Here is a 14,439-nt window from a genome sequence, read left to right as displayed (position 1 = left end):
ATACGGTGGCATAACAATAAAGAAAAGGAGTTTAAGAATGATTGAGGGACAATGTTTATGTGGTGCGGTGTATTACCGTTACCATGCCGAAATTGAAAAAACAATATTATGTTTTTGCCAGCATTGCCGTCGTGCGCAAGGCGGTATTATGGGATGGAATAGTCCAGTGGCACGCGAACATTTTGAAGTGGTGCGTGGCTTAAAATATCTAAAAGAATATTTTCATAGTCCCAATAAAGCACGGGTATTTTGTCAGGAGTGTGGCAGCCCGATTTATTCTTATCGGCTAGATTTACCCGATATTATTCGCTTACGCTTAGGGACAGTGACTCAAGGCAAAGTTCCCGAACCATGTGAGCAAGCATTTGCGCAATACAAACCCAACTTTTTGGCAATTGAGTCGTGTGAATAGTTATTCACCGAATATACAATGCTAAAATAGAACTTGAGTTGAAACGACCCTGACTTGAAAATGAAAAAATATATTTATTTATGCCTTACTTTGGGGATGACCTTGCAAAATGTCTATGCTGCGAGTGCAGAGCAGTATGTGTTGGCTGTTGAAGAAATTAATGCGCAATATAAACAAGATACCCGACAGTTTTTACGAGGCTTAAACCCACAACAGCAGGGTTTTAATCCGCAGCAACAGCAGCAGTTTTGCGGCATTGTTAGTCGTTATGTTGATCGTTTATATCAGGCAGCAGATGAAAACCGTGCCTATTTGGATCGTCGTTATCAGAATATTAATAAACAGGACGTGATTCAGCAGGTCAGCACATCTAAAGAAATGCAATTACTGAAAAAATATCAAGTGAACTGCGATTTAAAGTAAAAAGTTAAAGCAGAAGTGTCTAAGGGTGAATAGATAATCTATCTCATCCTAGGTTTAGCATTTTACTTAATAGCATTAGATAGAAAGATTAAAGCGGGCTTAATCTGACATTTAAATCAGTGTTCGGAGAAGCACAAATTTGGGGTGAGCTAATTAGCTTAATTTGGCTTTAATTTTGGCAGATACTTGAGCAGGATCGGCGCGCCCGGCTATGAGCGGACGCAGAGAGTTCATCACCTTACCCATATCTTTCATGCTAGTAGCTTGTTGCGCTTCAATGGTTTGCGCAATCATGGAATCAAGTTCTTCCTCAGTCATAGCTTCTGGTAGAAACTGAGATAACACCTCAATTTCGGCTTGTTCCTTACTAGCTAAATCTTCTCGGCCAGCGCCTTCAAAGGCTTTAACCGATTCTTTACGTTGTTTAATTTGCTTTTCAATGACCGCAAGAACCTGAGCATCGTCAAGCTCTTTGCGCTCATCGACTTCGATTTGCTTAATTGCCGCCTGTAGACTACGAATTACCGTTAACTTATGCATTTCTTTGGCGCGCATTGTCGCTTTCAAAACGTCAGTAATTTGGTTTTTCAAAGTCGTCATCATTTAATCCAGACAGGCAATCACAAATTAATTAGTAAAGGCGAGTAGTACGTACTGATTCACGCGCCAATTTCTTTTGGTAGCGTTTAACAGCAGCAGCTTTTTTGCGCTTACGTTCTTGAGTTGGTTTTTCGTAGAATTCACGCTTACGTACGTCAGCTAAAACACCTGCTTTTTCGCAAGAACGTTTGAAACGACGGATAGCTACGTCTACTGGTTCGCCTTCTTTCAATTTAACTTGTGGCATGAAGAATCCTCATTAAGTTATGGATAAGATCTGGGCGAAATTGCCCACGATCACAAGTGAAGGTCAGTATTTTACTCATTTACATCTCATATCACAAGTCTATAATAGGTTTCGCAATAGAATTGATACAGGTTATAGGCAATTTAATGATCGTTTTAGGCTTAGAAACATCTTGTGATGAAACAGGACTTGCACTGTATGACAGCGAGTTAGGTTTGCGCGGGCAAGTACTGTATAGCCAAATTAAATTGCATGCAGAGTATGGTGGTGTGGTACCCGAACTGGCTTCACGTGACCATGTGCGCAAACTTATTCCTTTAATCAATCAATTGCTTGAGCAGAGCCAAGTCAAAAAATCTGAAATTGATGCAGTGGCTTATACCCGTGGGCCGGGGCTAATGGGCGCACTCATGACAGGCGCATTATTTGGACGAACTTTAGCTTTTGCCTTAAATAAACCTGCAATTGGGGTGCATCACATGGAAGGGCACATGCTTGCACCATTATTGTCTGCGACACCGCCAGAATTTCCGTTTGTCGCTTTATTGGTTTCGGGTGGACATACACAGCTCATGGCAGCTTATGGCATTGGCCAATATGAATTGTTAGGCGAGTCGATTGATGATGCTGCAGGCGAGGCTTTTGACAAAGTTGCCAAAATGATGGGTTTACCGTATCCGGGTGGGCCAAATATCGCCAAACTAGCTGAACAAGGCGATGCCAAAGCTTTTGAATTTCCACGTCCAATGTTGCACCAAGGCTTAGAATTTTCATTTAGCGGTTTAAAAACTGCGGTTTCAGTACAAATGAAAAAGTTAGGTGATGAAAACCGTGATGCCGATATTGCGGCAAGTTTCCAAGAAGCGATTGTTGATACTTTGGTGAAAAAATCGGTAAAAGCTTTAAAACAAACAGGTTTAAAACGCTTGGTGATCGCGGGTGGGGTGAGTGCAAATACTCGGTTACGTGAGCGTTTAGAAGCAGATTTAGCTAAAATTCGTGCAACGGTTTATTATGCAGAACCTGCATTGTGCACCGACAATGGTGCAATGATTGCTTTTGCGGGCTATCAGCGTTTAAAAGCAGGGCAGCAAGATGGTTTATCGGTTACGACTACACCACGTTGGCCGATGACGGAGCTTACCAATCCAACTGCGGGTTAAGTTGTTCGTAGCATAAAATCAATCAGAGGCAATAATCTGCCTCTGACTTTATATGCTAAATTTTTACATTAATATTAGAAACGAATACTTAAAACTTAGCGAATTGCGTCCATTAAACCTTTGGTAAGATCTTTCATCATGCCTTGCATCACAGCATTCCCCGCATTTGTACAGTTTTCTAATTTTTTACCTTCTAGTGATTTACCTTGATTGGCCATTTCTTCGCACTTCTGCAAAACTTTTTTAGCCTCATCTAAGTTCTCAGCATAATATTCTTGAGTTTTCACTTGTGTACATGCTGTAAGCGTTGTAATTAAACTTACTGTAATTAACAAATTTTTAAATTTAAACATTATTTTTAACCGTTGTTTGTTTTAAAGAGATTGCATCTTAAGCGAATAATGGGTTCATAAAATAATACAATGGACTAAAGTTGATCTTATTAAGTAAAATTAAATAATTGCAATATAAATATTTTTAATTTTTTGAAGTTTTATAGTCATATTTTATCCTAGTCTTTATTGCTGGTATTAGATCTCTTGCGAAAGTTAATTTAAGAGCATCCAATTCACCATTCCAGCAATTAAATTCATTCTTAGACCAAATCGTTTCCGTCTATTTCTATAGCGTTCTGTTAATATCCGAAAATGTTTTAAGTTTGCCGTTGATATGTTCAATTGTGATCCTACGCCGACTGATTTCTTGGTTGATCTGTTTTGCTATTTGGGGTAATGATAAATTGTTAGGTTTCTTGATTGGAATGAGTAACTTACTCTTAATCTGATGAAATCCTTTATAGGCTAAATCTGTCATGATATAAGGATAAATAATCATCTCCTTCAAATGCTTACGCGCAATGTTCAGATCGTGTTTTCTGCCATCTTCAATCTGTATACTTACAATTTGCTTTAATTGGGGGTTAAAAATGACCTGTGTTTTTAGCGTATGTTTCTTCTTTTCACCACTATAGAATTTTCTTTGTTTTTTTGGGACGCTCAATCTGTGACTCAGTAACATCAACGATTACATAATCCCCCTCATTAAACTTTTGATTCCTTTTCGGCAATGCGAAAATCCGTGATTGAATCAGAGCATTTTCAACTTTCTGAATCGTACGATTCACATTACTTTCAGCTAGGTTATAGTCGGCGGATAACTCAATTTGAGTTCTATAACAGCGTAAGTAATTTAAAGTTAACAACAATTGATCCTCTAAACACAACGAATGAGGTCTTCCAGATTTTTTCTTGGCAAGTTCAGCATGTTGTAACACTGATACCATTTTTAAGAATAATGGACGAGGAACTCCAACAAGTCGTTTAAATTCTTCATCATTAAATCTTGTTAAATTTTCATATTTCATGAGATGAGTATAAACAATTTTTTACTTTCGCAAGAGGTCTATTGGTTTTAAATCGAACTTATTTATTTTTTTCTCTGCACTCATCCTACAATTTATAGAAATCCATAAAGTTGCTGACAGCAGTGCTAAATTCTGTGAATCCTGTCCAATTGTGGTGTTTTAAATTATAAATTATGATTTTAAGTCTATGTTTAATAAAAAATTAATGAGATAAAATGCGATTTAAAAATACATTTTGCATCACTTGTGTGATGGGGGCAATGTTATTAACCGCTTGTGAACAGGCGGAGTCCATTCATCAAAATACCTCATCGGTGAGTCATTCAAATTTAGAAATGTCATCCAACACTGATAGTTGTTCAACTTCAAGTCATACGGTCATCACCCACGATTCAGGTGTATCTTCCGATATTGCTGTAACTGCCCCAGAAGAAGTCTATGTAGGTGAACAAACTGTGGAAGCTATGCAAGCGCATGGCGAAGAGTTTTATGCAGAAACTTTGGCACGTATTGCTGCTGAACAAGGTCAATAACGGTGGGTTTTAATTCAAGGGTTACTGCCTAAAGAAATGCAGCAACCCATAAATTTTTACATAGATTTTAGTTGCTGTGAACCAATCCAGTGTTTAGAAAATTGATAAGCGGCACGACCTGAACGCTGTCCACGTGCCTGACACCATCTTAATGCTTCTGCACGTACTTCGGCGGTCATTGGCATTGCTGCTTTTTGTAAATAGTGTTCTACAATTTCCAAATACAGATTTTGATCCATTGGATAAAAGGACAACCACATACCGAAACGGTCAGACAGCGAAATTTTTTCCTCAATCGCTTCTTGTGGATGCAATTCGGTATATTGCGGTACATCAACACGGGTGACAGGTGTATTTTCATGCATAAATTCAGGTAATAGATGACGTCTGTTACTGGTTGCATAAATAATAAAATTACTGGAACCTGATTGTAATGAACCATCTAAAACACTTTTTAAACTACGATAATTTTCATCTTCTGCGTTAAAAGCTAAATCATCACAGTAGACAATAAATTTTTCAGGACGATGCTGAATGATTTTTTGAATTTCTGGCAATTCAGACAAATCATCGCGTTCAATTTCAATTAAACGTAATCCTTGATTGGCATACTCGGTCAATAGGGCACGTACAATAGATGATTTTCCCGTACCGCGTGAGCCTGTAAGTAACACATCATTGGCAGGTAAGCCATTTAAAAACTGCAAGGTGTTTTGAATGACTTTTTCTTTTTGCTTTTCGATGCCTTTTAAATCATCTAAATCAATTTTTCTTGGTTGTTGAATCGCTATCAATTGTCGATCTTGCCATTTGAATGCGATGGCGGAAAAGTCGGTTTCTTGTTTTAAAGCAGGTAAGCTTTGCTGTAGTTGTTGGAGTACATGAGAAAGTGATAATAAGATGTTGTCGGGTAAATCTAGGTTTGCCATGATAATTCAGCTTAAAAAATGCAGATCAGATTGCTACACTTTAAGACTAGCGCAATTGACCTAGATTTGACAATCAAAGTGTGAATCGAGTCATTGACGCGTATTACAATTTTTTAGATATTGTTGTGTATAGTAGGCATAGGCAAGCGTAGTGCTGCGAATAAACCAACGGATTGAGGAATGCTATGTTATTTAAAGATTTCACCGAAGATGTTAATCCGCATCAAGCCTATCGCATAAAAAAACTCAAGCGCCAAATTCAAAATGCCGAATCGTATGAAGAATGGAAAAGTATTGCCATTCGTATAGATGAAGAAACTGGTGCGCAAGAATGGAAATATGACAACAGTTCGCCATATTTTGATGCGGAAATTATCTCGCATCGTTTAAATTTATTACGCCGTTATCGCACCACCGAACGCAGTCACGATTTAATTTATATTTTGCGTGAAGGTTTAACTTTTGACATCGCCAATATTGCCCATCCGATGTTGTTTACTGCAACCTATGTGGGTACTAAAAAAATTATTGAAGATTATGTGGATGAAGTCAGTAAAAGTTTGGCTTTTGTCGCTTCAGATGAATGTCAGGCTTTAACCAAAGTAGAAAAAATAGAGTTTTTTCAGCAATGCCAAACTGCATACGGACAACCTGCCTTGATGTTCTCTGGTGGGGCAACGCTAGGTTTGTTTCATACAGGTGTTTGTAAGGCCTTACTTGAACAGGATTTAATGCCTAAAGTGCTGTCGGGTTCGAGCGCGGGTGCAATAATGACTGCAATGCTAGGCATCGCAAAACCTGAAGAAGTACAGCATATTTTGGGTGGTGAGTCATTTTTCCACGAAGCATTTCAGTTTAGACAAATGCGCGAAATTCTTAAAGGCAATGGTGGAATTGCCGATGTGCATTATTTAAAAAAATTCCTGATCAAAAACTTGGGCGATACCACGTTTGAAGAAGCTTTTCAAAAATCAGGTTTGCATATTAATGTGGCGGTTGCGCCTTATGATGCATCGCAAGACTCACGCATTATGAACAGCTTCACTGCGCCAGATTTGTTGGTTTGGAGTGCGGTGTTGGCCTCGTGTGCTGTGCCAATTTTATTTCCACCAGTACGTTTAACCAACAAGCGTTATGATGGCGAACACACTCCATATATGGGTAAAACCCGTTGGGTGGATGGCAGTGTGCGTAGTGATTTCCCACAGGAAAAAATGGCACGTTTGTATAATATTAACTACACCATCGCCAGTCAGGTCAATCCGCATGTAGTGCCTTTTATGCAGGATGATATTAAGCGTTATCGTAAAGATATGCTGAGTTGGCCAGAACGGATTATTCGTCGTCAGGGCAAAGTCATTAGTCGTGGGGTAATGGATTTTGTACGTGAGCGCGCAGGAGCTGTACCGCCAGTGCGTCGTTTGCTAGATCATGGCTATGGTATTGTCGATCAACGCTATTATGGTGATGTGAATATTGTAGGAAGCTATAACCTGCGTCATTACAGCTATATGTTGCAAAACCCGAAACCACATTTATTTAAAATTTTACAGCGTGAAGGCGAGCGTGCGACTTGGCCGAAAATTTCATCAATTGAAACGCATGCACGTGTCGGTAAAACTTTGCAACATTGCTTAGAGTTATTAAATGTACCACAAATAGAGGTATCCACCGAAGTCGCAGCAGAAATGCGCACTGGCGCAAGTGTTGTTTAATGTTTTAAATTTGGATGTTCAACAGTTAGATACTGCGCAGTTCGAGCTGCGCAGTAAAGCGCAAAGTTTGCAATATGGTCGGCATATCTATCGTTTTGAACATCAAGGGCAGTTTTATTGGCTGAAAGCCCAACAACAAGGTGTTCATGCGACAGTAGAGCAGGGTTTTGCACAAGAATGGAACTTTTATAAACAGTACGCGCAATCATCATATTTATCTTTTTTATTGCCATGTGAATTGATGGATGCTGCACCCATTCATATTCAGTCGCAGGGTAATTCACATGACATTTCATCGCATTATTCACAGGTCTATTCACGTGCTTTAATTTTACCTGAAGCGCAAGCTGTTTTTGTGATGGGTAATTTACCTGAATATACAGAAGCGATTAAACACATATTTTTGCGTGTCTTTGAAGCAGTGGAAGCATTACATCAATTAGGTTGGATTCATGCTGACTTAAAAGCTGAACATATTGTGCAGTTGGATGGGCAAATCAAACTGTTAGATTTTGAGCAAGTACAGCAAATTGCAGATATTCAATGTCAGGGGATGACTGCAACGCCACGTTATATGGCACCAGAATTATTTCACGGACAGCTCAAAACTGCACAAAGTGATATTTATGCTTTAGGCATTATTTTTTATGAATGGTTAACGCAACAACGCTTGCAGGCAAATAGTTACCACGATTGGGCGTATTTACATTGTCAAAGATTGCATATCCAACTTTCTACGCATCTACAAGCATTTTTACCACTGCTGAATCACATGTTGGCAAAGTCCTATTCGCAGCGTGCAACGAGTATTGCAGAGTTGAAATTATGGCTTAGTGGCTGAATATGCTTAAGAAAAAATCAAAAAATAGTTTTTTGTTTTTTATTTAAACAGTCATTGTGCTTTTTTATAAAAAAGGCTTGTCATCAGGAAGTGATCTCTATAATATACACAGCCATCGGGGACGTGGCGAAATTGGTAGACGCACTGGATTTAGGTTCCAGCGCCGCGAGGTGTGAGAGTTCGAGTCTCTCCGTCCCCACCACTTAAATATCAAGTCAGCTTGATTTTAAGTTACAGAGGATTGGTGTAATGGTAGCATGACGGTCTCCAAAACCGTTCGTCAAGGTTCGAATCCTTGATCCTCTGCCAAATTAAAATCCAACAACTCAGTTGGTACCCGATGTTGGGGACGTGGCGAAATTGGTAGACGCACTGGATTTAGGTTCCAGCGCCGCGAGGTGTGAGAGTTCGAGTCTCTCCGTCCCCACCATACATTAAAGAGCAAGGCAATGACCTTGCTTTTTTATTGCCTGTTATTTTAGCTTTAAATCATTGCATCTCTTTGACAAGGCTTAGATGTATTTTAAGATTTAAAGTTCAGTATAAAAAAAAGCCCATAAACAGGTTATGGGCAAGATCATCTTTAAGTGTTGATGAAATACGATTTGAATTTTTATTTTTGCATCCTATCAAGTTCAACCGTTATCGCATACTTATCTATATTGTATAAGTACTTATGCTTTTAAATGGTCTTCAAATTCCTCGCCTAATTTCATTGCTAAAGCATTACCAGAAAGCTCGCAAGTGACCAAACCATATTCTTTTTGAAAGCTAAATGTGAAACCGTGACCATCCGCCAAATTTTTGACTGAATAACCTAATTTTTCTAACCAAATACGAAACGCAATTAAATTTTTTGCTTTAACAACTTTTTTCACGAGAGAACTCCTATCCATTTATTTAATTATTAATAGGGATATTTCTTGAATTTTTAAAGGGCAGAAATGTATTTCTTTGACATTTTTTTCACTGATTTTTAGAAATCTAAAGTCCTTTTAAGCAATTAGAATATTTTAAAAGAATTATTTATTTGTAAATTATTGATATTTATTATTTTAACTGAGGTGGCGTAATTAATTTTAAGGTCTTAGATATATTGCCAAAAGATGACTTGGAAATAATTTGTTAATGATTTTTGGTTTTAGACTGTATTTATTTGGGGTAAACTTCAGCATGAACTTGCATAAATATGTAAGCATCTGATTTAAATAAATTTAATTTTGGATCAAAAAATAATCAAAACTTTTAAAATCATATAGTTATGAAATCTTTGTGCAACAAAGCCCATGAACACATGAAGATTTTCCATTGTTTTCATGCAAAGCTTTAATTTAGCGCAATGCATATCAGTGTGGAGCATGTCGGCACCAAATGGACATTAGCTTATACTATGGTTGAGTTTGAAGATTTGGAAAATAAACATGACTGCACAAACAATCCAACAGCAGGCTGAGTACATAGTGAAGCAGATGCAAAATCAAGGGCTAGAGCCTTTTGCTGTGATGCTTGGGCATGAAGATTGGTTACTGTTTTCCTCGCAATCCAAAGTGGCTTATACGCCTTTTGGCAGCGCACGCCGTTATCAGCCTGCATTGTCCAATTTACTTTTGGTGCGGGTCGATGAAATGAATGCTGTGCGTGTGGTGACGCAAACTCAATTAGATGAGTTTGCTGCCAGTAATCAGATTTTATAATCCGAGAGAAATATCAGATGCTTTATGATCAAAGCATCAATTTAAAAGTTGTCTTTGAGTTCACGTAATTTCTGAAATTCTTCGACACTTTCGGCCCTTAAAAATGGATTGGTTTCCAGTTCTAGTTCGATGCTGCTTGGCAAAGTGGGTTGATTAAGCATGCGTAAACTTTCAATTTGTTGATAACGCTCTTGAATGGCAACATTGTCGGGTTCTACATGCAGTGCAAATTGTGCATTCGCCAATGTATATTCATGGGTGCAATATACTTGGGTACGCGGAGGCAGCGCTGCCAAGCGGTTTAAAGATTGATACATTTGCAAATATGTACCTTCAAAAACACGCCCACAGCCCATCGCAAATAAAGTGTCGCCACAGAACAATACATCCAACGCATCTATAAAATAAACAATATGCCCCAAGGTATGTCCCGGAACGGCAATAACATCGACCTGTAAATCATGAAAATTGATATGGTCTTGGTTTTGTAAAGGATGCGTGATAAACGGAATTTTGCTCAATTCTTCACGTGGCCCATAAACAGGTAAATTACGTTCTGCAATGAGTTCAGGCACACCGCCAATATGGTCTTGATGCCAATGTGTCAACCAAATTTGCGCGATCTCTAAACCATGATTTTGGCAAAAATCTTCAACAGGTTTGGCATCGGTTGGGTCGATCACCACCACTTGTTTGCTAGCACAATGTTCAAGCAACCAAATATAGTTTTGTGATGGTTTTTGCGCATCAATAAGATGAACTTGGTAGTGCATGCTCAGTTCCTGAAACTTAATCGCTTGTGGCTATTACAGCATGCTTTTGCGGGCGTGTAAAAGTGTATCCCCAAGTGTCTGAGTATCGCTTTGCTGTGTTACTGCTTGGTGATGAACAATAGGTGAAAGATAAAATAGAAATAAAAATCAAATCCATAAAAAATGCCGTGATCAACACGGCATTTTAAAACAGAGATTCGGTTTGATCTTAGCGGATTTTTGCCAAGAAACGGCCTAAACGTGTCATTGCTTCACGTAATTCATTTTCTGCAGGCAAGAATACTACGCGGAAATGATCAGGCGTTGGCCAGTTAAAACCTGTACCTTGAACCAATAAAACTTTTTCTGCTTTGAGTAAATCGAGCATTAACTTTTCGTCATCTTCAATTGGATAGACGTTTGGATCAAGTTTCGGGAAGCAATACATTGCACCCTCAGGTTTGACACAAGACACGCCAGGAATGTCGTTCAGCATTTCCCATGCAATGTTACGTTGTTCGTATAAACGACCACCCGGACGAATCAAGTCATTGATAGACTGATAACCACCCAATGCTGTTTGAATCGCGTACTGCGCCTGATGGTTGGCACACAAGCGCATAGACGCCAACATGTCTAAACCTTCAATGTAGTCTGCAGCGCGTGATTTATCGCCTGTAATCGCCATCCAGCCTGAACGGAAGCCCGCAATGCGATACGATTTAGACAAGCCATTAAATGAGATACAGAGTTGATCACCCGCTAAAGCTGCAACCGCAACATGCTCAATGCCGTCATAAATAATTTTGTCGTAAATCTCATCGGCAAATAAAATTAAGTCATATTTTTTTGCCAATGCTACAATTTGTTCCAACACATGACGTGGATAAACCGCACCCGTTGGGTTATTCGGGTTAATAATGACAATACCGCGCGTATTTGGCGTGATTTTGCTTTCCATATCGGCAATGTCTGGATACCAAAAGTTTTCTTCATCACATTTGTAGTGAATAGCAGTACCGCCCGATAAATTCACTGCCGCAGTCCAAAGCGGGTAGTCAGGCATTGGTACCAGCATTTCATCGCCATCGTCCAACAAGCCTTGCATCGCCATAACAATCAGTTCAGACACGCCGTTGCCAATATACACATCATTGACATGCATATCGAAAATGCCTTTTTGCTGATAGTACTGACAAATCGCTTTACGCGCAGGGAAAATCCCTTTGGAGTCGGTATAACCAATCGCATTAGGCAAATTCAATGCGACATCATTAATAATTTCCTGTGGCGCTTCAAAACCGAATGGGGCAGGGTTGCCAATATTCAGTTTAATAATTTTATGACCGGCCTCTTCCATTTCATTGGCCGCTCGTAACACAGGTCCGCGAATGTCGTAGCATACATGCTCAAGTTTTGATGATTTTTTTATTTCGCGGGGAGTCGTGTTACCTAGTACGGACATAGTTCCATCCAATGATTAGAAGATAAATAAATTATAGATTACTGAAATATCACAATCTATGCTGAAATTTAGCTAGATATTTTGCAAGGTCTAGCGTAAAAATGGAAGTACTGAAGCATGACACTGAATGTCAAAGATTTAAAGGAGTTAGTGATGGGAAAACTCAATAAAACAGACCGAGAATGGCAAAGAGAGTTATCACCAGAGGAATTTCGGATTACACGTCAAAAAGGCACGGAGCCTGCTTTTACGGGGAGATATTGGAATACTAAACAAGAGGGGATTTATACCTGTCGTTGTTGCGGTACAGCGCTATTCTCATCTGAAACAAAATATGACAGCGGTAGCGGTTGGCCAAGTTTCTATCGTCCAATCCAGCCTGGGGTGATTGAAGAACATCAGGATGGTTCGCATGGCATGCAGCGTACTGAGATTGTTTGTCATCATTGTGACGCACATTTAGGGCATGTTTTTGATGATGGTCCACAGCCAACAGGATTGCGCTATTGTGTCAATTCGGCTTCTTTAGAAATCAAAACACAAGAAAAAAATGATGAGGGAAATTATCCATGACCAACATTTATCAGTTTGAAGCTGAGTTGTTAGATGGACAAAATAAAGCCTTTAGCGATTATGAAGGGAAGGTTTTGTTGATTGTAAATACAGCCAGCAAGTGTGGTTTTACGCCTCAATTTGCGGGTTTGGAAAAGTTATACCAACAATATAAAGACCAAGGTCTGGAAGTTTTGGGCTTTCCGTGCAATCAGTTTGGTGGGCAAGATCCAGGCTCCAATGAGCAAATTGGGAGCTTCTGCCAAAAAAACTATGGTGTCAGTTTTCCAATGTTTAGCAAAATTGATGTGAAAGGTCCTGAAGCACATGCGATTTTCCGTTACCTGACCAATAACAGTAAAGGTATTTTGGGCAACGGAATTAAATGGAATTTCACCAAGTTTTTAATTGGCAAAGATGGCAAGGTGTTGAACCGTTTTGCTCCGACCACAAAACCTGAAGATTTGCAGGCGGAAATTGAAAAGGCTTTACGATAAAGGCTTGCGCTTGTGCAAGTAAGATAATTAAGGCGATCAGATGATCGCCTTAAATTTAATTGAAATCATTAACTTATAAAATCGCTTTAAGACGTTGAATTACTTGTTCACATTGCGCCAAATCTGCAACCAAAGCCAAGCGAACATGGTTTTCACCCGGGTTACCTTGTGCGGTTTCACGAGATAAATACCGACCTGGCAGCACTTTAATATGGGCTTTTTCCATCAATATTTTGGCAAAATTTTCATCATGGTCGACTTTGAGCCAGTAATAAAAACCTGCATCTGGTTTTTTTAATGGCAGTAAATACCCAAGTTCCGTTTGGAATAATTCAAACTTGGCGCGATATTGTTGACGATTATCTTCAACGTGCTGTTCATCATCCCAAGCTGCAATAGATGCCAATTGATGTTGTACAGGCATTGCCGCACCATGATAGGTACGATATTGCAAATAAGGTTTTAATAAGTTGGCATCGCCCGCAACAAAGCCTGAACGCATGCCGGGTAAGTTTGAGCGTTTAGACAAAGAATGGAATACGATGCAGTTTTTGTAGTCATCGCGTCCAAGTTCGGCACAGACTTCCAGTAAACCTGTAGGAGCTTGGTCAAACCATAATTCCGAATAACATTCATCAGATGCAATGACAAAATTATATTGATCTGACAAAGCTATTAGCTTTTTAAATTGTTCTTTTGAAAGGACAGCACCCGTTGGATTTCCTGGTGTGCAGACAAATAATAAAGCGGTTTTTTCCCAGACTTCTGCAGGTACGGCATCAAAATCACCCAAGTAATTATTGTCTTCGGTGCAATTGATGAAATAAGGTTGGGCACCTGCCAATAAAGTTGCCCCTTCATAAATTTGATAAAACGGATTGGGCATCACTACATAGGTTGCATCTTCACGTCGAATCAATGCTTGTACGAAGGAAAAAATCGCTTCACGTGTACCTGAAACGGGGAGAACTTGAGTGTCTGGGTTAACTTGTTTTAAATGAAAGCGTTGTGTCAGCCAATGGGCAATGCTGTGACGTAATTCAGGCAGACCTTTGCTGTTCGGATAAGTCGATAAATGCTGAAAATTATCAATAATGGCTTGTTTGACAAATTCAGGTGCAGGATGTTTAGGTTCGCCAATAGACAGTGGAATTAACGGCAAATTTGCAGGTTGTACGTCCTGAAATAGTTTGTTTAGCTTTTCAAAAGGGTAAGGATGTAATAAGGACAAACTTGAGTTCATGGATGTTCCG

Annotated in this window: 17 protein-coding genes, 3 tRNA genes and 1 pseudogene; 12 read left to right on the top strand and 9 right to left on the bottom strand. The window is 39.2% G+C overall.

The genetic code is table 11. The features are described from left to right. The first annotated feature begins 37 nt into the window (after positions 1 to 37). Together HYG89_RS00255 and HYG89_RS00250 are read left to right on the top strand one after the other, a co-directional pair. Positions 38 to 412, top strand: coding sequence for a GFA family protein (locus HYG89_RS00255; RefSeq protein ID WP_096902524.1), 375 nt, complete (start codon positions 38 to 40; stop codon positions 410 to 412). A 60-nt stretch (positions 413 to 472) separates the two neighbouring features. After that, positions 473 to 835, top strand: a complete 363-nt coding sequence (locus tag HYG89_RS00250) for a hypothetical protein (protein ID WP_004971462.1) — start codon at positions 473 to 475, stop codon at positions 833 to 835. A gap of 153 nt (positions 836 to 988) precedes the next feature. On the opposite strand, the gene HYG89_RS00245 is transcribed toward HYG89_RS00250, so the two are convergent. Beyond that, positions 989 to 1,435, bottom strand: a complete 447-nt coding sequence (locus tag HYG89_RS00245; RefSeq protein WP_154321276.1) for a GatB/YqeY domain-containing protein — start codon at positions 1,433 to 1,435, stop codon at positions 989 to 991. Between the two features lie 31 nt (positions 1,436 to 1,466). Beyond that, positions 1,467 to 1,682 carry a 30S ribosomal protein S21 gene (gene rpsU / locus HYG89_RS00240; RefSeq protein WP_001136722.1) on the bottom strand — a complete coding sequence of 72 codons (216 nt, stop codon included), beginning with the start codon at positions 1,680 to 1,682 and terminating at the stop codon, positions 1,467 to 1,469. Between the two features lie 146 nt (positions 1,683 to 1,828). On the opposite strand from rpsU, the gene tsaD reads away from it, so the two are divergent. Beyond that, the gene (gene tsaD, locus HYG89_RS00235; protein ID WP_004971458.1) at positions 1,829 to 2,845 is read left to right on the top strand and encodes a tRNA (adenosine(37)-N6)-threonylcarbamoyltransferase complex transferase subunit TsaD; all 1,017 of its coding nucleotides are present in this window, start codon (positions 1,829 to 1,831) and stop codon (positions 2,843 to 2,845) included. A 95-nt stretch (positions 2,846 to 2,940) separates the two neighbouring features. On the opposite strand, the gene HYG89_RS00230 is transcribed toward tsaD, so the two are convergent. Then, entirely contained in the window at positions 2,941 to 3,198 is a 258-nt protein-coding gene (locus HYG89_RS00230; RefSeq protein ID WP_178865521.1) for an EexN family lipoprotein, read from the bottom strand. A gap of 195 nt (positions 3,199 to 3,393) precedes the next feature. After that, positions 3,394 to 4,208: pseudogene (locus HYG89_RS00225) on the bottom strand (IS5 family transposase). Positions 4,209 to 4,423: 215 nt separating this feature from the next. Between HYG89_RS00225 and HYG89_RS00220 the strand changes: the two are divergent. After that, a complete protein-coding gene (locus HYG89_RS00220; protein ID WP_178865520.1) occupies positions 4,424 to 4,741 on the top strand; it encodes a hypothetical protein in 318 nt (105 codons plus the stop codon). 56 nt (positions 4,742 to 4,797) lie between these two features. Here HYG89_RS00220 and HYG89_RS00215 read toward each other — a convergent pair whose 3' ends face one another. After that, on the bottom strand, positions 4,798 to 5,670 hold the full coding sequence (locus HYG89_RS00215) for an ATP-binding protein (RefSeq protein ID WP_178865519.1): 873 nt from the start codon (positions 5,668 to 5,670) through the stop codon (positions 4,798 to 4,800). A 185-nt stretch (positions 5,671 to 5,855) separates the two neighbouring features. Here HYG89_RS00215 and HYG89_RS00210 point away from each other — a divergent pair, with 185 nt between their 5' ends. The 5 genes from HYG89_RS00210 (at position 5,856) to HYG89_RS00190 (ending at position 8,656) form a co-directional block, all read left to right on the top strand. Next, complete coding sequence (locus HYG89_RS00210; protein WP_131261332.1) at positions 5,856 to 7,385, top strand: DUF3336 domain-containing protein; 1,530 nt, start codon at positions 5,856 to 5,858, stop codon at positions 7,383 to 7,385. Beyond that, complete coding sequence (locus HYG89_RS00205) at positions 7,375 to 8,226, top strand: protein kinase (RefSeq protein WP_004971453.1); 852 nt, start codon at positions 7,375 to 7,377, stop codon at positions 8,224 to 8,226. The genes HYG89_RS00210 and HYG89_RS00205 overlap by 11 nt, the downstream gene beginning before the upstream one ends. Before the next feature lie 117 nt (positions 8,227 to 8,343). Beyond that, positions 8,344 to 8,428: transfer RNA gene (locus HYG89_RS00200), tRNA-Leu, on the top strand. A 33-nt stretch (positions 8,429 to 8,461) separates the two neighbouring features. Further along, positions 8,462 to 8,535 (top strand) — tRNA-Trp (locus HYG89_RS00195). 36 nt (positions 8,536 to 8,571) lie between these two features. Further along, positions 8,572 to 8,656 (top strand) — tRNA-Leu (locus HYG89_RS00190). A 244-nt stretch (positions 8,657 to 8,900) separates the two neighbouring features. Here the strand turns inward: HYG89_RS00190 and HYG89_RS00185 are convergent. Beyond that, positions 8,901 to 9,104: a hypothetical protein gene (locus tag HYG89_RS00185; RefSeq protein ID WP_004971452.1), complete on the bottom strand. Its 204-nt coding sequence runs from the start codon at positions 9,102 to 9,104 to the stop codon at positions 8,901 to 8,903. Between the two features lie 543 nt (positions 9,105 to 9,647). On the opposite strand from HYG89_RS00185, the gene HYG89_RS00180 reads away from it, so the two are divergent. Then, complete coding sequence (locus HYG89_RS00180) at positions 9,648 to 9,920, top strand: hypothetical protein (protein ID WP_104851819.1); 273 nt, start codon at positions 9,648 to 9,650, stop codon at positions 9,918 to 9,920. Between the two features lie 41 nt (positions 9,921 to 9,961). On the opposite strand, the gene gloB is transcribed toward HYG89_RS00180, so the two are convergent. Beyond that, positions 9,962 to 10,693: a hydroxyacylglutathione hydrolase gene (gene gloB / locus HYG89_RS00175; RefSeq protein ID WP_178865518.1), complete on the bottom strand. Its 732-nt coding sequence runs from the start codon at positions 10,691 to 10,693 to the stop codon at positions 9,962 to 9,964. A gap of 208 nt (positions 10,694 to 10,901) precedes the next feature. Beyond that, the gene (locus HYG89_RS00170) at positions 10,902 to 12,137 is read right to left on the bottom strand and encodes a pyridoxal phosphate-dependent aminotransferase (protein WP_004971448.1); all 1,236 of its coding nucleotides are present in this window, start codon (positions 12,135 to 12,137) and stop codon (positions 10,902 to 10,904) included. 153 nt (positions 12,138 to 12,290) lie between these two features. Between HYG89_RS00170 and msrB the strand changes: the two genes are divergently transcribed. Next, positions 12,291 to 12,710, top strand: coding sequence for a peptide-methionine (R)-S-oxide reductase MsrB (gene msrB, locus HYG89_RS00165; RefSeq protein ID WP_154321275.1), 420 nt, complete (start codon positions 12,291 to 12,293; stop codon positions 12,708 to 12,710). Continuing rightward, positions 12,707 to 13,186 carry a glutathione peroxidase gene (locus HYG89_RS00160; RefSeq protein ID WP_096902294.1) on the top strand — a complete coding sequence of 160 codons (480 nt, stop codon included), beginning with the start codon at positions 12,707 to 12,709 and terminating at the stop codon, positions 13,184 to 13,186. Before msrB ends, HYG89_RS00160 begins: the two co-directional genes overlap by 4 nt. Positions 13,187 to 13,259: 73 nt before the next feature. On the opposite strand, the gene dapC is transcribed toward HYG89_RS00160, so the two are convergent. Continuing rightward, on the bottom strand, positions 13,260 to 14,429 hold the full coding sequence (gene dapC, locus HYG89_RS00155; RefSeq protein WP_178865517.1) for a succinyldiaminopimelate transaminase: 1,170 nt from the start codon (positions 14,427 to 14,429) through the stop codon (positions 13,260 to 13,262). Between the last annotated feature and the right edge of the window lie 10 nt (positions 14,430 to 14,439).

It is taken from the genome of Acinetobacter sp. SwsAc5 (genome assembly GCF_013391485.1).
In the GTDB taxonomy this organism is placed as follows: Bacteria; Pseudomonadota; Gammaproteobacteria; order Pseudomonadales; family Moraxellaceae; genus Acinetobacter; species Acinetobacter towneri.
Note: the sequence above shows the minus strand (reverse complement) of the source record. Positions and strands in the feature narration are given on the sequence as shown.